The 19786-nt window shown below is 58.8% G+C and carries 15 protein-coding genes; 5 read left to right on the forward strand and 10 right to left on the reverse strand.

What is annotated here, in order from left to right; genetic code table 11:
* Positions 1-59: 59 nt before the first annotated feature.
* Entirely contained in the window at positions 60-1136 is a 1077-nt protein-coding gene (locus HMPREF2708_RS07255; RefSeq protein WP_246840375.1) for a glucose dehydrogenase, read from the forward strand.
* 12 nt (positions 1137-1148) lie between these two features.
* Here HMPREF2708_RS07255 and gatB read toward each other — a convergent pair whose 3' ends face one another.
* Entirely contained in the window at positions 1149-2657 is a 1509-nt protein-coding gene (gatB, locus tag HMPREF2708_RS07260; protein WP_049181176.1) for an Asp-tRNA(Asn)/Glu-tRNA(Gln) amidotransferase subunit GatB, read from the reverse strand.
* A gap of 53 nt (positions 2658-2710) precedes the next feature.
* Here gatB and HMPREF2708_RS07265 point away from each other — a divergent pair, with 53 nt between their 5' ends.
* A complete protein-coding gene (locus tag HMPREF2708_RS07265) occupies positions 2711-3544 on the forward strand; it encodes a class I SAM-dependent methyltransferase (RefSeq protein WP_070833689.1) in 834 nt (277 codons plus the stop codon).
* A gap of 26 nt (positions 3545-3570) precedes the next feature.
* Here HMPREF2708_RS07265 and HMPREF2708_RS07270 read toward each other — a convergent pair whose 3' ends face one another.
* The 7 genes from HMPREF2708_RS07270 to gatC form a co-directional block, all read right to left on the reverse strand.
* Complete coding sequence (locus HMPREF2708_RS07270; protein WP_070833690.1) at positions 3571-5034, reverse strand: YkvI family membrane protein; 1464 nt, start codon at positions 5032-5034, stop codon at positions 3571-3573.
* A 157-nt stretch (positions 5035-5191) separates the two neighbouring features.
* Complete coding sequence (locus HMPREF2708_RS07275) at positions 5192-6223, reverse strand: ATP-dependent 6-phosphofructokinase (protein WP_070833691.1); 1032 nt, start codon at positions 6221-6223, stop codon at positions 5192-5194.
* A 53-nt stretch (positions 6224-6276) separates the two neighbouring features.
* The gene (locus tag HMPREF2708_RS07280) at positions 6277-7401 is read right to left on the reverse strand and encodes an ABC transporter substrate-binding protein (RefSeq protein WP_070833692.1); all 1125 of its coding nucleotides are present in this window, start codon (positions 7399-7401) and stop codon (positions 6277-6279) included.
* Positions 7402-7411: 10 nt separating this feature from the next.
* Positions 7412-8212, reverse strand: a complete 801-nt coding sequence (locus tag HMPREF2708_RS07285; RefSeq protein WP_070833693.1) for an ABC transporter ATP-binding protein — start codon at positions 8210-8212, stop codon at positions 7412-7414.
* The gene (locus HMPREF2708_RS07290; protein WP_083321893.1) at positions 8213-9280 is read right to left on the reverse strand and encodes a FecCD family ABC transporter permease; all 1068 of its coding nucleotides are present in this window, start codon (positions 9278-9280) and stop codon (positions 8213-8215) included.
* Positions 9281-9395: 115 nt separating this feature from the next.
* A complete protein-coding gene (gene gatA / locus HMPREF2708_RS07295; protein ID WP_070833695.1) occupies positions 9396-10910 on the reverse strand; it encodes an Asp-tRNA(Asn)/Glu-tRNA(Gln) amidotransferase subunit GatA in 1515 nt (504 codons plus the stop codon).
* 15 nt (positions 10911-10925) lie between these two features.
* Positions 10926-11219, reverse strand: coding sequence for an Asp-tRNA(Asn)/Glu-tRNA(Gln) amidotransferase subunit GatC (gene gatC / locus HMPREF2708_RS07300; protein WP_005509328.1), 294 nt, complete (start codon positions 11217-11219; stop codon positions 10926-10928).
* A gap of 227 nt (positions 11220-11446) precedes the next feature.
* Here gatC and HMPREF2708_RS07305 point away from each other — a divergent pair, with 227 nt between their 5' ends.
* Complete coding sequence (locus tag HMPREF2708_RS07305; RefSeq protein WP_070833696.1) at positions 11447-12112, forward strand: ACT domain-containing protein; 666 nt, start codon at positions 11447-11449, stop codon at positions 12110-12112.
* Positions 12113-12256: 144 nt separating this feature from the next.
* On the forward strand, positions 12257-14623 hold the full coding sequence (locus HMPREF2708_RS07310; RefSeq protein ID WP_070833697.1) for a glycogen/starch/alpha-glucan phosphorylase: 2367 nt from the start codon (positions 12257-12259) through the stop codon (positions 14621-14623).
* On the opposite strand, the gene ligA is transcribed toward HMPREF2708_RS07310, so the two are convergent.
* Positions 14620-16740 (reverse strand): NAD-dependent DNA ligase LigA, encoded by a 2121-nt coding sequence (ligA, locus tag HMPREF2708_RS07315; protein WP_141762931.1) that lies wholly within the window; start codon positions 16738-16740, stop codon positions 14620-14622. The genes HMPREF2708_RS07310 and ligA overlap by 4 nt on opposite strands.
* Positions 16741-16835: 95 nt before the next feature.
* Here ligA and HMPREF2708_RS07320 point away from each other — a divergent pair, with 95 nt between their 5' ends.
* On the forward strand, positions 16836-17516 hold the full coding sequence (locus HMPREF2708_RS07320; RefSeq protein WP_070833698.1) for a 3'-5' exonuclease: 681 nt from the start codon (positions 16836-16838) through the stop codon (positions 17514-17516).
* 49 nt (positions 17517-17565) lie between these two features.
* Here HMPREF2708_RS07320 and HMPREF2708_RS07325 read toward each other — a convergent pair whose 3' ends face one another.
* Complete coding sequence (locus HMPREF2708_RS07325) at positions 17566-19776, reverse strand: MMPL family transporter (RefSeq protein ID WP_246840376.1); 2211 nt, start codon at positions 19774-19776, stop codon at positions 17566-17568.
* Positions 19777-19786: the final 10 nt, after the last annotated feature.

The raw sequence follows: 19786 nt of genomic DNA on the forward strand, positions 1-19786 counted from the left end.
TACTGCCTCACTTTTGGTCGCAGGCGTGGCCGTGAAACGAGGCTGTATTGTGTATGCCTATGGGATTCCACCTCGTCCACACCAGCAGTGCACAGGCTCGCGCTCGCGGGCGGCATCGTCGTGCTGCGCTCGCTGCTGGTGTCGTCGGGATGGTCTCTCTTTCCGGCTGCATGAGTGCCTCGAGCGCGCTTGAGTTGCCGTTTACTGAAGACAAGTCAGAACCGACAGGCATTGCCATGCCGAAGTTTTCCTCTCCTGATTTGCCCTCTACCCCGGTCCCAACCACGGAAAGCAAAGCCAAAGACAAAGGTCCCTGCGACCTCGACGATGTCACTCTCGCGGCCTGCCTACCGCTTACCACCGCGCTAGCCTCAACCGCCCCTGGGGAGGCTCTCGTCGCCACCGACGACGGTGCGCTCACCGTTGTCGCACCGGGTAAGACACCGCGTGAGGTCGCACGGCTCGGCGCCCCTGCAAAACAACTGCTGCCCAGTCCCTCGGTTGAAGAGGACCGTCAGGTCTTTGTTTTGCGTAACGACGACACCATTGCGCGCGTCACCCTCGTGGAGGGCGGCACCGCTGATGTGCGCGAACTTCCGGACCTCAGCGAGCCCGGCATTCTTGGAATCTATTTTGACCGAACTTCGGACACCCTGTCCCCGCGCAAATTGCTCGTGGGAGATCCAGGCATTGAGTTTCAGCAGTTCTGCCATGGTCCGGACGGAATGCCGCCGTTGGCAACCGCCATTCTCGACGGCACCCCACAGCTGGTTCAGCTCACCGGCCCTGTGATCAACCCCCTCGGCGGTGTGGACCTGAACGATTCCATCGGTGGATGCGCAGTGATGGGTGACCGCGTGGTCATTGCCATCCCAGACGCGCAGAAGGTCATCTCCATGCCGGTGGGTCCGAAGTCAAGTGGGCCCGACGCGGCGTGGGAGGTCAAGGGTTCCCCTGAAGTGCTTGTCGACGGCGACTTCGGCCACATCTCGCATGTAGCGGCTGTCGCAGCGAATCAGGGTATTGAAGTTTGGGGTGCCACGACCAACAAAACCGCCGGGGCACAACCGTCGGAGTCCGACGAGCGCGTCGTCAGACTGCCGAGCGATGGTGCCGCCGGCGGTTCCCCGGATTAGCTTTCAGGGAGGCTAGCTCAGCTTCTTCGCAATCAGCTGGTTGACCTGAGCCGGGTCTGCCTTGCCGCGGGTGGCCTTCATAACCTGCCCCACGATGGCACCGACAACCTTCTTGTTGCCAGCTCGGTACTTCTCGACGATGTCCGGGTTAGCAGCCAGTGCATCGTCGACGGCCTTCTCAATAGCACCGTCGTCGCGAACGACCTCCAGGCCACGGGCAGCAACGACCTCATCAACATCGCCCTCGCCTGCGAGCACGCCGTCGACGGCCTTACGGGCCAGCTTGTTGGTCAGCTTGCCCTCTTCAATCAGTGCAATCACACGTGCAACCTGTGCCGGGGTAATCGCGAGCTCAGCCAGCTCCACGCCTGCCTCATTGGCCTTCTGCGCCAGGTAAGCAACCCACCAGGAACGAGCCTCAGCCGGACCGGCACCAGCCTCAACGGTGTCGACAATCAGGTCGAGAGCGCCGGCGTTAACCAAGTCGCGCATTTCCTCGTCCTTCAGACCCCACTCTTCCTGAATACGGGCACGACGCACCCACGGCAGCTCCGGCAGAGTTGCGCGGATTTCCTCCACCCACTCACGCGGAGCAATCACCGGTGGCAGATCCGGGTCGTTGAAGTAGCGGTAATCCGACTGCGATTCCTTCGGGCGGCCCTTGGAGGTCGTGCCGTCGGTCTCCTGGTAGTGGCGGGTTTCCTGAACAATCTCCTCGCCATTAGTAATCGCAGCAGCCTGGCGCTGCATCTCGTAGCGAACAGCCTGTTCAACCGACTTCAGGGAGTTGATGTTCTTAGTCTCGGTACGAGTGCCGAACTCCTCCTGGCCGATTGGGCGCAGGGAAACGTTGGAGTCCACACGCATCGAGCCCTGGTCCATGCGGGCATCGGAGACACCGAGGGACTTCACCAGGTCACGCAGCGCAGAAACGTACGCACGAGCAACCTCTGGGGCACGCTCCCCTGCACCGAGAATCGGCTTAGTAACGATCTCAATCAGCGGAATACCTGCGCGGTTGCAGTCCACCAGCGAACGCGTGGCGCCGTGAATACGACCATCGGCACCGCCCAAGTGCGTCAGCTTGCCGGTGTCTTCTTCCATGTGAGCGCGCTCGATTTCGACACGGAACTCCGTGCCGTCGTCAAGCTGAACGTCAAGATATCCGTCGTAGGCGATTGGTTCGTCGTACTGCGAAATCTGGTAGTTCTTCGGCTGGTCCGGGTAGAAGTAGTTCTTGCGCGCGAAGCGGGAGGACTCAGCAATCTCGCAGTTCAGCGCCAGGCCAATCTTGATGGCCCACTCAACGCCCTGACGGTTAACCACGGGCAGCGCGCCAGGTAGGCCGAGGCTGCAGGGATCGACGTTGCTATTCGGCTCGGCACCAAAGTGCGCCGAGGAGGGGGAGAACATCTTGGTATTCGTCGAGAGCTCGACGTGAACCTCCATGCCCATTACCGGGTCAAAACGTTCGAGGACCTCATCAAAGTCCATCAAGTCATCAGCGTATGCAGCGGTCATGTTTGTAGAGTCTACTAGCGATGGCCCCGCACGCGTGCCCTAGGGTATAAGTCGTGCCCGGAGTTAACGAACACCCACCGATTCCACCGACGTCAGCACGCGAAACGCCAACGTTCCGCGATGCAGCTGACCGCCACCGCGCAGGCGCTACTTTCGACGACGACCTGCAAGAAAGCGCTGACGGCGCCTCGGGCTACCACCGCGTGCGTCCCGGATATCCTCCGACCGTCATTGAAGCGCTTGCCCGTCTTGCACCGCGCCCACAGGTAGTCGCCGACATCGGCGCCGGCACGGGAAAGCTCACCGCCTCGCTTGCCGACGTCTACCGCGATGCCACCCTGCTGGCACTCGATCCCTCCACCGCTATGCGGCAAGCACTGATGCACAATGTGCCAGCGGCGGAATGCCTGGAAGGTACTGCGGAGCGCACGGGGCTGGAGTCCGACAGCGTCGATGTAGCCACATGTGCGCAGACGTGGCACTGGGTCGACCCGACAGCTGCCAGTAAAGAACTCGCTCGGGTGCTACGCGCGGATGGCGTGGCTATGTTGGTGTGGAACACCTTGGATGTTTCCGTACCGTGGGTGCATCGGCTCAGCCGCATCATGCACGCCGGCGACGTGTTGCGTCCCGGCTTCTACCCCGAGGTTGGCCCGGAGTTGGAGTTAATCGATGAGGTACGTCTGGCCTGGGAGCAGACACTGACCATCGAGGACATCGTGCTGCTGGCACGAACCCGTTCTTATTGGCTTCGTTCCAAGCCCTCCACTCGCGCCAAGGTGGAGGCGAACTTGCATTGGTATCTCCACGAGCACTTGGGGCACACATACGAAGAAGGCATCGCCCTTCCCTACCGGTGCGATGCCTTCTATTTTCGAGCCGCCTAAATTTTCGAGCTGCCTAGTCGCGCTAGTTACTTTTCTTTCTTCGGCTTAGGGCGAGCCACACGCTTCAATGCGTTCTTAGTCTGTCCGGCAAGCTTCTTCGGCGCAGTAGCCGTGGTCTCGCCTGGGAAGGAGTCTTTCGCGGTCTCGCGAGGATTGTCATCATCGGAGGCTTCTTCAATTTCGGAGAGCTTCTCCAGGCGCTCATTATCCTTTTCTACGATGCGCTCGGCATCATCCTCAGTGAATTCAACATTATCGTCGCTAACCAGTTCCTCGACGATGTCGTCGCGAACGCTTTCCTGAAGATCGACGTTGGAAATGTTGGAGTTGGCCAAAGCGCGGTCGAGCTTCTTCTGATCGGCGGTGGTGAACTTCTTGTTCGGATGCATCTTCCGGCGTGCGAGCTTACGGATACGGCCGCGACGCTTCGACTCCTCCATCAGCTTGTTACGTCCAGCCAAGTACGCACCACACAGAATCACGATAAGAGCGATACCGACGTAGCCAAGAGCCGGGTAGATGGAGCCAACCAGGGCCTTGAATCCGAAAAAGCTCAGGCCAAAACCAATCAGCACCGTCACGATGAATACCAGGCGGAAGCGGTGCGGGGTATTGCGCGTCAGACGGCGACCCAGCGCGTAAAACATGCCGATGGCGGTGTTGAAGATCATCGCGTAGATAATGATCGCCATCACCGTACCCAGAACCGGGTGGATTTCATTGACAATTGCCAGAGTCGGCATATCCTCGTGGCCAACGGACTCGACCTTGAAGAAGAGGGCAAAGGTCACCAACGTCAGCAGACCTGCGTAAATGGTGCCGCCCATGAGACCACCGATGCCAGCTTCACGCGGGTTCAGGTAGCTACCGCCAATGACGATGGACATCGATACGGCCACCATCACGCAGAAACCAACATAGTTCAGGGCAGAAACAGACCAGTGCGGCAGCGAGGTCGACAGTTCAGTGGTGTACTGCGCGGCCTCCGACATCGAAGTATCGGTGGTGAACAAAGTGTAGATACCGGCTCCGAGCAGGAACACGATAATGAATGGAGTGATCATGCCAATCACGCGGCTGACCTTGTCGGCGTCCAGCATGCCGACACCCAAAGTCAGGGCAACCATGATGACGGCGCCGATCCACACCTCAAGTCCGAATTGCTGATTCAGGTTCGCACCGGCACCGGCGAACATGACGAAGCCGGTACAGAACAGCGTGATCATCACGGCGATGTCCAGAATCTTCGAAACCCAATTGCGGGTGATTACGTCGAAGACCTCGGAGTGCTCATCAGCCTGCAAGTAACTGGCAATTGACAGTACCGCCAAACCACTGGCAATCATCACGACGGAAGCGAGTACAACGCCCCACAAGCCGTTAGTGCCAAATGCCACGAAGTACTGCATCATTTCCTGGCCGGATGCGAATCCGGCACCGACAGTTAGGCCGACAAAGGCCATCGCGATTGTTGTGGCTCTTTTCCACATAACGAGAAAATCCTAAATATAAGTCTATTTTTCAAAAACCGGAACCTTATAAAGCATACTGCCCGAGCTGGTGATTGATGCACCAGCTCGGGCAGTATGCCTATTTTGTTACGAAGATGTGCCTAAATGTTTAGCAACGCGTGCTTAACCGACGCGTTTAACCAAACAGCGCAGCAGCGGCACGGTAACGGCCATCCGGCACAACCTTCAACTCAGCAACCGCATCGTCGATGTCGATACGCTCGATGTTCTCACCGTGCAGAGCGACGATCTTGCCGAAGTCCCCCTCGTGTACTGCACGGGTCGCATGGATACCGTAGCGGGTAGCCAGCACGCGGTCGTACGCAGTCGGCGTACCGCCACGCTGAATGTGGCCCAGAACCGTGGTGCGAACGTCGTACCCGGTGCGCTTCTTAATCTCCGCACCAATAACCTGACCAATGCCGTTGAAGGTTTGGTGGCCGAACTGGTCAACACCGCCCTCTTCGTACTCCATGGTGCCCGGCTTCGGGGTGGCGCCCTCAGCGACGACGATAATGCCGTACTTCTCACCCATCTGGAAACGGCGCTCCATCGACTTCACAATCTCGTTGATGTCGAATGGCTTTTCCGGAATGACAATGTGGTGAGCACCGCCGGCCATACCCGCATGCAAAGCAATCCAGCCCACGTGTCGACCCATGACCTCAACGATCATCACGCGCTGGTGGGATTCCGCAGTGGTGTGCAGACGGTCAACCGCGTCGGTGGCAACAGCCACAGCCGTGTCGAAACCGAAGGTGTAGTCCGTACCGTTGACGTCATTATCAATAGTCTTCGGAACACCGACGACCGGCACCCCATTGTCCGAAAGCCACTTGCCGGCCTTCAGCGTGCCCTCGCCACCGATTGGGATCAGGGCATCGATGCCCGCATCAGCGAGATTTTCCTTGATGCGGTCGAGGTTAGACATGAGAATGTCCGGATGCACGCGGCCGGTGCCCAGCATCGTGCCACCACGCAGCAGCATGCGGTCAATCCGCTCATCGTCGTAAAGCTGAACCCTACGGTCTTCCATAAGACCAATCCAACCGTCCTCAAAACCGACGACGGTTGAGCCGTACTCGCTCGAGCTGGTACGGACAATTGCACGGATAACGGCATTCAGACCGGGGCAATCTCCACCGGAAGTAAGGGTCGCAATTCGCATGATGCCTACCTTAGTCGCGTTAGTCAGTTCGTGCTTGACGGCCTTGGTCGAAACTACTTCTGCAGGTACTCCTGCCCTGGTAGCTCAGACGGTAGCTCCATCTTCGTCGTCACCTCCGACGCCGGCAGAAGACCATATTCCTCGAGCGCCTTGCGCACGTACTCTGCGGCATCGACGTTCAGCGGAGACTCCGTCCACAATGCAATCGGCAGGTTAATAAAGCGGTTCTCCTTGACCGCCTCGAGATCCTTCGTTGCCGGGTTAGTGCGCAGAACCTTGATTTTCTCTTCGAAGGTCTGGCCCGGGTAGTCCACCAGCGCGATGAAGTCAGGATTCATCTCCGCGACATGCTCCCAGGAGGTCGTAGTCCAAGTGTCCTTAATCGACTCGGCCGCATTGATTGCACCGGCCTTTTCCAGGATGCCCTGCGGTGCGCCAAAGGAACCCGAGGTAAATGGTGCTTCACCGACAGAATCAAAGAGGAAGCCCACTGGCTTCTTATCTCCCTTTGGCGCGGCATCCAGGGCTTGCAGTCGGTTATCAATATCTGCAATAACCTTGTCGCCCTCACCGTCGTGTCCGGTCAAGGTAGCGATATTCTTCAAATCAATTTTGACAGCTTCCCACGGATCCACCAGACCACGAGTGTGCCCCGGGTCGCCACTGCCTTCCTTGCCCGCCGAGGCTGCGTCACCAGTGCGGCAAGATTCCGTCAGGGTGTAGGCACCGATACCGTGCTCGGAAAGCGATTCCGGGGTAATGCCCTTGTCTTCACTAAAGCCATAGCCCCAGCCCGCCAGCATCACATCCGGTTCGGCCGCAATGACCTGCTCCAGATTCGGGTATTCCTTCGCAACTTCTGGCTTCTGCGCAATTGCATCACCATAAGCTGCGGTCAACACCGGCAGATGCGAGGCCATAGAGCTCACCGCTGTGATCTCATCCGCAGCACCGACAGCCAGCGCCAGCGAAGCAATATTGCCGTCATTAATCAGCAGCTTTTTAGCTACACCCGGGTAGCTGACTTCTTTACCGCAGTTGGTGAGGGTAAGGCCTGACGACGAGGCCTGCGTTCCCTCATCAGAGCCACAGGCGGCGGCTCCGAATGCCAGTGCAGCCACAGCGATACCAGCTGCTGAGGCACGCAGGGGACGTCGGAAAGCATGTGCGTTATTCAAGGGAGTACTCCTAGTTGATGGTGGCAGCATCCAGCTCGCTATCGATTGCGAGGTGGCGGCGGCCAGAGGGGGAATTGAGCTGACAGGATTCAACCTGAAAGATTTGGGCGACAAAGTCGCGGGTAAGCACTTCTGCGGGAATGCCGTCGGCCGCGATACCGCCGTCCGCGACCACGATGACGCGGTCGAAGTGGTTCATTACCAGGTCCAAGTCGTGGATCGCGGCAATGACACACGCTCCGCTGGAGCGGGCCAGTCGGAGGACGGATTGTTGATGGCGCACGTCGAGGTGGTTAGTGGGCTCGTCGAGAAGCATAATCGGCGAGTCCTGGGCGATGGCGCGCGCCAAACATACGCGACGACGTTGCCCACCCGAGAGTTGCCCACACAGGCGTTGCGCAACCGCTTCCAACCCCACGAGCTCCAGCGCACGGTCGACGTGGGAATTGTCCTCGGCAGTGTTGCCACCAAAAAGGCGCTGGTAGGGCAAGCGACCGAGGGAGACAAAGTCGCGCACGCGCATTTCGGCGGGTGGAACCTCGTTTTGCGCGACGAAAGCCAGATCGCGGGCGCGGTGCTTCGAGCTTATTGAGCTCATTGATTTGCCGTTAATCTCAACCTCGCCCGTGGCCGGTTTCGTGATTCCACCGAGCGCACGCAGCAACGTAGATTTGCCCGCGCCGTTAACACCAATGATGGCGGTCATGGGTTCTGCACCGAAGTTGAGGTTGACTCCGCTGACAATGGTGCGCCCAGCGATATCACAGCGCACATCTTTAGCGGCGAGTACAGATTTTTGTGGGGCGCTCATTTACTCGGCACCTCCGTAGCTGTAGTGCGAGCGGCTCATGAGGTAGAGGAAAAGTGGTGCACCAACCAATCCCGTGACTACTCCCAGCGGCATTTCCTGGCTTCCGCCCACTACGCGCGCGATGATGTCCACCCAGATGAGAAACAGTCCACCCATGAGTGCAGCAACCGGTAGGACAACGCGGTGCGTGGCCCCTACCAAGATGCGGGTCAAGTGTGGAATCACCAGGCCGACAAACCCGATGCCGCCCGAGACCGCAACAAGCGTGCCAACGAGGACAGCCTGGAGCACAAATACCTGTGTGCGTAGCCGAGAAACGTCAATACCTACGGCCGCTGCGGTGCTCTCACCAGTTGCCAGCGCATCCAGATGACGGGCTTTGACCAGGAAAAACAACAGGACTGCGATGAGGACGACGAGCGGGAAGAGTGTCTTCACCCATGTCGCACCGGCAACAGAGCCCAGCATCCAAAACATCACGGACTGCGCGGCCCTCGGGTCTGGCCCAGCGAAGACCATGAAGCTACTCAGCGCGGAAAACGCAGCGGAGAGCACAACGCCAGAGAGCACCAAGCGCAGCGGAGTCAGCCCACCGCCTGCAGTGGCGAAAGCACCGACTGCGAGGGTCGCCATGGCTGCACCGAGGAGTGCGCCGAATGTCAGCGGCGCGATGGGGCTACCGGAGAAAGCACCAAAGATGATCACCGCGGTCGCACCGGCGCCGGCGCCGGCGGAAATACCTAGCAGATACGGGTCTGCCAACGGGTTACGGACCAATGTCTGCATAGCCACACCGGAGACAGCTAGCCCCGCCCCTACAATCGCTGCGAGAATTCCCCGGGGAGCGCGGAGGTTCCAGATGATGGTGTCCGAACTGGCGGGCACAGATTCATCGAGCTCAGTGCCGAAGATGTGATGCGAAATGACCTGTGTCGTGGTGGACCAGGTGATATCCGCCGAGCCGAAGACCACCGCAGCGACCAGACTGACGGCAATGGCTATGACAATGACCAGCCCATAGATCCAAGGCATTAATCGCGGTGGGTTTTTAATTCTGACTCTCTCCATGTTTGCGTTCCTGCGCATGTATGAAACTTCCCCCGGCATGACAACAACCGCCGCTCTCCCACTTCAGTGAGAAAACAGCGGTTGAAGAAAACCGACTAACGCTTATTGAGCGCTTTTATGCAATCGAGCCGCGAACCTTTTCGTAGGCAGCGCCGACTTTGTACAGACGATCATCACCGTGGCGCGGAGCCATAATCTGCAGGCCTACCGGCAGGCCGGAGTCTTCAGCCAGGCCCGACGGCACGGACATGCCACACATGCCGGCCAGGTTGAGTGGCAGCGTACACAGGTCGAACATGTACATGCTCAGCGGGTCGTCAACCTTCTCGCCCAACTTGAACGCAGTGGTCGGAGTGGTCGGCGAGATCAGGACATCCACCTGTTCGAAGGCCCGCTCGAAGTCCTGCTGAATCAGGGTACGGACGCGCTGTGCCTGGATGTAGTAGGCGTCGTAGTAACCGACCGATAGCGCGTAGGTACCGATGATGATGCGTCGCTTAACCTCATCGCCGAAACCAGCGGCACGGGTCATAGCCATGACCTCATCGGCCGAGTGCGAACCGTCATCACCAACACGCTGGCCGTAACGCATGCCGTCGAAACGAGCCAGGTTGGAGCTGACCTCACACGGCAGAATCAGGTAGTACGCGCTCAGTGCGTGGTCGAAGTTCGGGCAATCGACCTCGACCACCTCTGCGCCAGCTTCCTTAAGCTTGTCGACGGCCTCGTGGAAGCTGTCCAGTACGCCGGCCTGGTACCCCTCGGTGCGGTCGAACTGCTTGACGATGCCGACCTTAACCCCCGTGAGGTCACCGGTAGCACCTTCCTTGGCGGCAGCAACCACATCAGCAATCGGCTGCTCCGTGGAAGTCGAGTCATTCTCGTCGTGACCAGCAATGATTTCGTGCAGCAGCGCGGTGTCCAGAACGGTTCGCGCGGTCGGCCCACCCTGGTCCAACGAGGAGGCACAAGCGACCAGGCCGTAGCGGGATACCGTACCATAGGTCGGCTTCACACCGACCGTTGCGGTCAGAGCTGCTGGCTGACGAATCGAGCCACCGGTGTCAGTACCGATAGCCAGCGGAGCCATACCGGAGGCCAGCGCCGCAGAAGAGCCACCGCCGGAACCGCCTGCGGTGCGCTCAACATCCCACGGGTTGTGAGTCGGGCCGTAAGCGGAGTTTTCAGTCGACGAGCCCATGGCGAACTCATCCATGTTGGTCTTACCCAGGATTGGGATGCCAGCTGCACGCAGCTTGGCAGTAACCGTTGCGTCGTAAGGGCTCATGTAACCCTCGAGCATCTTGGAAGCGCAGGTGGTAGGCGCATCGGTGGTAGTGAAGACATCCTTCAGCGCCAGCGGAACACCGGCCAGCGCGGAGGCTGGCTCCTCGCCAGCATCCAGCGACTCATCGACCTTGCGAGCTGCAGCCAGGGCCTCTTCGGCACCGACGTGCAGGAATGCGTGAATGTCCTCATCAATTGCCGCGATACGGTCGAGGAACGCCTGGGTGACCTCTACCGAGGTCAGCTCACGAGCGTGAATCTTCTGTGCGAGCTCGAAAGCGCTCAGCCCCAGAATCGGGTCCTCAGCAACAGCGGCATGCAGATTCGGGTTAGCTGCAGTCATTTCTTCCACGTACTCCTACTCGCCGAGAATCTGGGGAACTTCAAAGCGCTGGCGGTCCTGCGACGGCGCCTGGTCCAGCGCCTGCTCCGCAGTCAGCGTCGGCTTGACGACGTCCTCGCGCATCACACCGGACAGCGAAGAGGGGTGACTCATCGGTTCCACATCATCCGCAGCCACCTTTTGAACGGCCTGGACGTGGTTAATAATGCCGTCGATCTGACCGGCGAACTCGTCGAGTTCCGCGTCAGTCAGAGCCAGACGGGACAATCGCGCTAGGTGTGCGACCTCATCGCGTGAGATAGCTGGCACGCTAGTACCCCTTTCATTTCTTCGTACGAAGCTAGTGCACAGAAGTTTAGTTGAAACTGATTTTGAACCGCGCGAGCGGGCTGTACTTGCCAACAGTAGTCGTTGTCGCCAAGCAGTTGTCCGCAGGGTCTTACATTTCAAAGGTTTACCCTGTAGCCTAAATCACTACTTCTATAGTTACACCGCAAGAATCACTATCAATTATTCGAAAGGTTGTGCACACAGCCATGAGTTACCTACTTCGCATCCAGCTTCCCGACGAACCAGGCGCACTTGGCTACGTCGCGGCTGCCCTGGGCGAAGTAGAAGGTGATATTCGCAGTGTCGATGTCGTAGATTACGGCGCTAATGGCGTTGTTGTCGACGACATCGTGGTTGATCTGCCCATGGGCCTGCTACCAGACACACTGATTACGGCGGCTCAGTCCATTAGCGGAGTGGAAGTCGATTCAATTAGGCCTTTTTCCGGCTCGGTCGACCGCCGCGGACAGATTGCGCTGCTGGCCAAGTTCTCACAGCACACGAAGAACTTGGATCGTGCCCTCGGAGATGTCGTCGACGGCCTGCCTCAGACTATGACTGCCGGCTGGGCTATCGTCCTCGGCGAACAGAGCGATGGCCGGTGGGTACGTCGCGCTTCCTCTACCGCTGCTCCAGAGGATAACGGCCGGACTCTGCCGGAAGCCCCGATTAACTCGCCGCGAAACCTGGATCCGGACGAAGAAACGTGGCTCCCGGAGGACTGGACGGTTATGGACTCATCCATTGCCGCTACTCCAATGGGCGAGGGTCTGGTTCTCGTTATTGGCCGGCCCGGCGGGCCGGACTTCCTTCCAAGTGAGGTTGAGCACTTGGGACGTATTGGCACGATTGTCGGGGCGATTATCGACTAGCAGCGACTAGTGGGCTGCTCCCTTCTGCGGGCTGCCCCCTTCTGCTCGAAGCTCTCACCCTATGGCTCCGCCCCTATGGAGCGCAGTGATTCACGCTTAGCGGTAAAGTCTGGAAATGATACCAGTCAATAAGGAGCTTCTTTGATGTCGAACTTGAGTGACCTCGTCGGATCCCACATTCGTGCCGAATCCGGCCGTGTCCCCCAGTCGTCCACTGAGATGGAATTCTGGTCCGGTCTGTCACGGGTTGTTGTCGATGACCTAGCGGACAACTGGCAGCGCACCACGGAGGCATACGCTGCTACCCGCCAGCAGCACTACTTCTCCGCGGAGTTCCTCATGGGTCGCGCCCTGCTGAACAACCTGCTCAATGCAGGCCTGGTGGATGAGGCCTCCGCTGCGGTGGAAAAGTACGGCAAGAATCTGACAGACGTGCTCGAGGCCGAACACGACGCGGCTCTCGGTAACGGTGGCCTGGGTCGTCTGGCCGCCTGCTTCCTGGATTCCTGTGCCACGCAGAATCTGCCGGTGACCGGTTATGGCATCCTCTACCGCTACGGCCTGTTCAAGCAGACCTTCGAAGATGGTTTCCAGGATGAGCACCCGGATCCGTGGATGGAAGAGGGCTACCCCTTCGTCATTCGTCGCGAGGAACTGTCCAAGATTGTCACCTTTGATGACCTGGTCGTGCGCGCTGTTCCATATGACATGCCAATTACCGGCTACGGCACCGATAACGTCGGCACGCTGCGCCTGTGGCACTCGGAGCCAATGCGTGAGTTCGACTATGACGCCTTCAACTCGCAGCGTTTCACCGACGCCATTGTCGAACGCGAACGCGTCCATGACCTGTGCCGCGTGCTCTACCCGAATGACTCGACTTATGACGGCAAGGTGCTGCGCGTTCGCCAGCAGTACTTCTTCGTCTCGGCTTCGCTGCAGACGATGATTGATTCTTACATCGAGAATCACGGCGAGGACCTGCGCGATTTCCACAAGTACAACTCCATTCAGCTCAATGACACCCACCCGGTGCTCGCGATCCCAGAGCTGATGCGTCTGCTCCTGGATGAGCACGATATGAGCTGGGACGACGCCTGGAACGTCGTGTCCAACACCTTCGCCTACACCAACCACACCGTTCTGGCAGAAGCGTTGGAGACCTGGGAATACTCCATTTTTGACCGTCTCTTCGGCCGCGTTCTGGAGATCACCCGTGAGATCGACCGCCGCTTCCGCGAAGATCTGGCGGAGCGCGGCTTCGACCAGGGCAAGATTGACTACATGGCGCCGATTTCCCACGGCCGCATCCACATGGCGTGGATCGCCTGCTACGCCGCGTACTCCATCAACGGTGTGGCTGCCCTGCACACGGAAATCATTAAGCGCGAAACGTTGAAGGACTGGCACGATATCTGGCCGGAGCGCTTCAACAACAAGACCAACGGAGTCACCCCGCGCCGCTGGCTCAACCAGTGCAATCCGCGTCTGTCCGCACTGCTGACTCGCCTGTCGGGTTCGGATGCCTGGGTCACCGACCTGGACAAGCTCACTGAGCTCGAAAAGTTTGCTGACGACGAGGCCGTGTTGCGTGAGATTCTCGACATCAAGCACGAGAACAAGAAGGACTTCGCCACCTGGCTGGAGCACCGCCAGGGTATTTCGGTGAACCCGGACGCCATCTTCGATACCCAGATTAAGCGTCTGCACGAGTACAAGCGCCAGCTTCTCAACGCGCTCTACATCCTGGATCTCTACTACCGCATCAAGGAAGACCCAGCGCTGGACGTGCCACCGCGCGTGTTCATCTTCGGTGCCAAGGCCGCCCCAGGCTACGTTCGCGCGAAGGCCATCATTAAGTTCATCAACGCTATCGCGGACAAGGTCAACAACGATCCGGACATGGACGGTCGCCTGCAGGTCGCCTTCGTTGAGAACTACAACGTCACCCCGGCAGAGCACATCATCCCAGCCACCGACATCTCCGAGCAGATTTCCACTGCCGGTAAGGAGGCTTCGGGTACCTCGAACATGAAGTTCATGATGAACGGCGCACTGACGCTGGGCACCATGGACGGCGCAAACGTCGAAATCGTCGACGCCGCCGGCGAAGAGAACGCCTACATCTTCGGTGCGCTGGAAGAGGAACTGCCGGAGCTACGCCGCACCTACAGCCCGCGTGGAACTTACGAAACGGTGCCGGGGCTCAAGCGCGCTGTCGATTCGCTTATCGACGGCACTTTTGCTGACGGTGGCAGCGGAATGTTCCACGACCTGCACTTCTCGCTACTGGAGTCCAACGGGTACGAGCCGGCCGATGTCTACTACGTCCTCGGCGACTTCGCTGACTACCGCGAAACCCGCGACCGCATGGCGGAGGACTACCGCGACGAGCTGGCGTGGGCCAAGAAGTGCTTCCTGAACATCATCCGTTCGGGTCGCTTCTCCTCCGACCGCACCATCCGCGATTACGCCAATGAGGTCTGGAAGCTGGAAGAGACCAAGATTTAGGCCTGACCAGTTTCCAGCAACCGCTTGAACCCATCCTCATCGAGGATGGGCAAGCCCAGTTCCTCGGCCTTTGTGGCCTTGGAGCCGGCGTTTTCGCCAACCACCACGTAGTCGGTCTTCTTCGACACCGACCCCGCGGCCTTACCACCACGGGAGATAATGGCCTCCTTCGCGCTATCGCGTGTGAAGTCTTCCAAAGAGCCGGTGACTACCACGGTCAATCCCTCTAGCACCTGATCTGGGCGATTGGTGACCTCATCGGCCATGCGCACACCCGCAGCTTCCCAGCGCTCGACAACCTCGCGGTGCCAGTCCACTTCGAACCAGTCAGCCACGGAATCGCCGATAATCTCGCCGATACCGTCGATGGCCGAAATCTCTTCGCGGCTCGCAGCGCGCAGCGCCTCCATCGAGCCGAACTTCTGCGCCAAGGTCCGCGCCACCGTCGGGCCCACATGGCGAATAGACAGACTGACCAATACACGCCACAGCTCTTTATCCTTGGCTGCCTCGATATTGGCCAACAGCTTCTTACCATTGGCATTCAGCGTTTTGCGCGAAGCCGTGGTGTAGACCTCAGTGCCGAGCAAATCTTCCTCGGTGAGGTCGAAGAGGCGGGACTCGTCGTCAAGCACGCCGCGATGAATTAAATCGGCAGCACCCCTCTCCCCCAGGTTTTCGATATCAAACCCGGATCGGGAGGCGAGGAATTCAATTCGACGACGCAGCTGACCTGGACAGTAGCGGGTATTGGGGCAACGCCAATCGGCATCGCTGTCCTTTGCCGGAGCCAAACGAGTACCGCACTCGGGGCAGAGAGTCGGGTAAATGTACTTTCGCTCACTGCCATCTCGGAGATCGGCCACGGGGCCGAGCACCTCTGGAATCACGTCACCGGCCTTGCGGATGGTCACGCGGTCCCCGATGAGCACCCCCTTTCGGTGCACCTCGGAAGGGTTGTGTAGCGTCGCCATCTCGACGGTTGACCCGGCCACGAAGACCGGCTTCATCACGGCATAAGGCGTCGCACGACCAGTTCGGCCAATGGAGACTCGAATGTCCAGCAGGTCTGTCGTGACCTCTTCTGGCGGGTACTTATACGCGATCGCCCAGCGCGGCGCCCGCGAGGTCGCGCCCAGCGCGCGCTGCTCGGAAAGGGAGTCAACCTTGACCACAAGCCCGTCCATCTCGTGGATAGCATCGTGGCGGTGCTCGCCCCAGTACTGCATCTGCTTGACGACGTCGTCCGCGGAATGAACCTGCTTTGTATACGGCGACACGTGGAAACCCCACTCGTCCAAAGCACGGTAGGCCTCGTGCTGAGACTGTGGACGCCAGCCCTCGATATGACCAATTCCATGGCAAATCATGGACAAGCGACGCTTGGCCACTTCTGCTACGTCCTTCTGTCGCAGGGAACCAGCGGCGGCGTTACGAGGGTTGGCAAACGGTTTCTGACCCGCTTCGACGCGATCGGCGTTGATGCGTTCGAACTCTTCCAACGAGATAAAGACTTCACCACGTACCTCGAGCACGTCGGGGATACTCTCGCCGCTGATTTCATGCGGAATATCTTCGATGGTGCGCGCATTAGCGGTGACGTTCTCCCCCACGCGGCCGTCTCCGCGGGTGGCCGCCCGGACAAGGCGGCCTTTCTCATAGACCAGATCGATTGACAGGCCATCGATTTTCAGCTCGGTCAGATACGTGCTGGCCGGGGTGCGGGCCAGCCAGCCGCGCAACTCCTGCTCATCGAAAACATTGTCCAAGCTGTAGAGGCGCTCGAGGTGCTCAACGGGCTCGAAAACTTCCCCGTCGGCAGGCGCTTCGACCTGTGCGCCGACCTGCTGGGTGGGACTGTCCGGCACCACCAGGTCGGGCCACTTCTCCTCTAAGTGCTGCAATTGACGGAACATCTCGTCATACTCAGCATCGGAGATAACCGGCTGTGCGGTGTAGTACAGCGCAGCGTTTTCACGAATGCGAGTTGCTAGATCTTGCCAATTCTCCCGGACGTCCGCCGGCGCTGGTTCGGAGGCGGGGGCGCTGGAAAACGAAGACAAATCGGAGGTTGACAGGTCGGAGTTCTCATCGGTCGAGGAAGTCACGTCGCTCATTCTATGTCATTGCCCGGATGCGCCGGTCGAACTGAAATTCTCTTAATCCGTTCCTGTCACGTCAGAGAATCCGCGCTCTCCGCTACAGTTGAGACATGCATAATTTCGATCCGCGACGCATGCTCGCGTTTGATCTGGAGACTACCGGCACGGATCCTCGCACCTGCAAGATTGTCACTTCCGCATTGGTCCGGCTGACTGAGCAGGGCAAAGATTCCACCATCATGCTCGCTGATCCCGGTGTCGAAATTCCGCAAGCTGCGTCTGACGTGCATGGCATCACCACTGAAAAAGCTCGCGCGGAGGGGCGTCCGCATGATGAAGTGCTAGCGGATACCATTGCGGGTCTTCAAGCTGCCTGGCGCGATGGTCTGACCGTAGTGGCCTATAACGCGGCCTATGATCTGACGGTACTGCGCTCGCAGGATCCCAGTTTTACTGTTGACGGCCTCGTCGTCGATCCCTTTGTGCTGGATAATTACTTCGACCCGGAACGTCGTGAAAAGCGCACTTTGACTGATGTCTCCCGCCATTATCAGGTACGCCTGGACGGGGCACATGATGCCACCGAAGATGCCCTGGCGGCCGCGCGCATCGCATGGGTGATGGCGCGCCACTACCGGGAGCTAACCGAAAAATCGGGAGAAGAGCTGATGGAGCTGCAGGCCGTCGCGTACTACCAGTACAAGAAGAACCTGCAGCTCTATCTGGCGGATAAGGGCCGTGACGTATCCGACTTTACTTTCGGATGGCCGACCGACGTTACTGACGCGTAAGGTCGGCTCACCGTACTTGCACATGGACGGGCTGGTTAGCCACTGCTCACTAGTGTTCGGCTGACACTATTTCTTCCTGCGGCTGTTCCTTTGATTCGGCGAGCAACTTGCTCGGCTTTGTCGGCCACAGTGCATTGTCGCCAATCAGTCGGACAATGGCTGGGACAATGAAAGGGCGAACCACGAAGGTATCCAGCAAGATACCAAGTGCCAGGCCCAAACCGAACTGGTAGAGCTCACGGATTGGCTGAGTCATGAGTACCGCGAAGGTAGCCGCGAGAATCAGGCCCGCCGAAGAAACCACGCCACCGGTACGGGCAACAGCAATTTTCATTGCCGCACGCACATCGTGGTGCTTCAGCTCCTGCCGCAGTCTGCTCATCACAAAGATGGTGTAGTCCACCCCCAGCGCAATCAAGAACACCAGAATGTAGGCAGTCACGCGGTTACCAATGCCCTCATCTCCCTGAATATTCAGTGCAATGAGGACAGTCAGACCCATCGTGGCAGCAAACGACAGCAACAGCGTTGCCGCCAAGTACAGCGGTGCCAGCAGGGATTTGAGTAGCACTGCCAGCACGATTGCGACGATGGCAATCATCACTGGTACCAGCATCTTGATATCGCGATCGAGGTCGGCGCGGACGTCGCTAAGCTCAGCGGTTTCGCCCGTGGCAGTCACTTCGGTGTCTGCGGAAGCGCCAGCTGTCTTCAGCGCATCGCGCACATCATTGCTGATGGGTTCCAGAGCTTCCATGGACTCTGTGACGTATGGATCCTGGTTGAGGACAACCGTCATGCGTGCTGTCTCACCGTCATCGGTGACATCTCGGGAAGTCACGCTGATTCTGGCGATATCCGCAGAATCCTTCTTTGCCACGTCTTCAGCAGCTTGCTGCACCTGTGGCAGGTTTAGCTCCTTGCCTTCGATAAGCAAGGTAGTCGGAGCGATTTCGCCCGCACCAATATCGCGGGCAGCAATCTCCTGCCCTGCCGCCGAGTCGGTGTCCACGCGGAAGCCAGTGAGGAAGTTGAAAGACTCCTTGTAATTCAAGGCTCCCAGGGACATCACAATTAGCAGCGCCAGTCCTGCGGCCAAAACGGCCTTCGGCTTTTTATCGACGGTATTGGCGACCTTCGTCCACATCTTCGAGTCGACCCGCTGGAGTGCCTTGTCATATCCGCCCGGCCAGAATGCAGCCTTGCCCACCGCAATGAACAACGCCGGCAGGAACACGGCAGCGACGACGGCCATTGAGGCCACACCAATAGCGAGGTACGGACCGAAGCCTTGCAACGCTGGCGACTTGGTGAACAGCAGCGCCATCATTGCCAGGATGATGGTGCCTGCGGAGCTCGCGAGGACCTCGCCAGTACGCCCCATTGCATCCACCATGGCAGCATTACGGTCTAGCTCTTGTCCCCTTTCTCGCTGGGTAGCCAGTGCTTCTCGGTAGCGGGCATTGATAATCAGTGCATAGTCAGTACCGACGCCGAAGAGCAACACTGTCATAATCGATGCGGTCTGCGAGCTGATCTCAATGGCACCGGCATCTGCGAGCAACGCGCCGACGCTCTGTGCCAGCCGCATTGCGACGCCAACGGCCAACAGTGGCAGGATGGCGAGTACTGGCGAGCGATAGACCAGCAGCAGAATAACCAGTACCAAAAGAATGGTTCCGAGCATGAGCACTCGGTCACCAGAGGAAAAGACCTTGACGGTATCGGTGACGATGCCCGCTGGGCCGGTGAGGTGCGTTTCCACGTTACCGTTTTTATCGGCATCATCAGCGATTGCGGCAATATCCTCGCGCAGTGCATCAATGTCATCGCGGTAGGACTTCTCTGTAGCGTCGCCCACGATGGGAACAACGATGGTTACGGTCTTTCCGTCCTCGCTCCGGGTTCCTTCCGGTGAACCCGGGATGCACTTGCCGTCACGAAGCACCTGGCTTTCCAGGCTGGTACACACGGGACTAATCGGTGCCCGCGTAAAACCGCCATCCCGCTCAGCCAGGTCAGCGAGGACATCGTGCGCGGCCTTCTCAGTGGTCTTCGCAGAGTCTGACGTCAACACTACGACGGCAGGCAGAAGATTTGGTTCTGTGGGAAACGCCTCTTGGAGACGCTTCTTCGCTTCCATAGACTGAGCAGTTTCCGACGGACCATCGCCGGAATTCGTCTTAACGTCGTCTACGGAGGGCGCGATGGCTGACAGAAGCCCCACTACCAGCAACGAAACAACGATGGTGAGCCACATGCGTCGTTTT

The organism is Corynebacterium sp. HMSC073H12 (genome assembly GCF_001837775.1).
GTDB lineage: Bacteria > Actinomycetota > Actinomycetes > Mycobacteriales > Mycobacteriaceae > Corynebacterium > Corynebacterium amycolatum.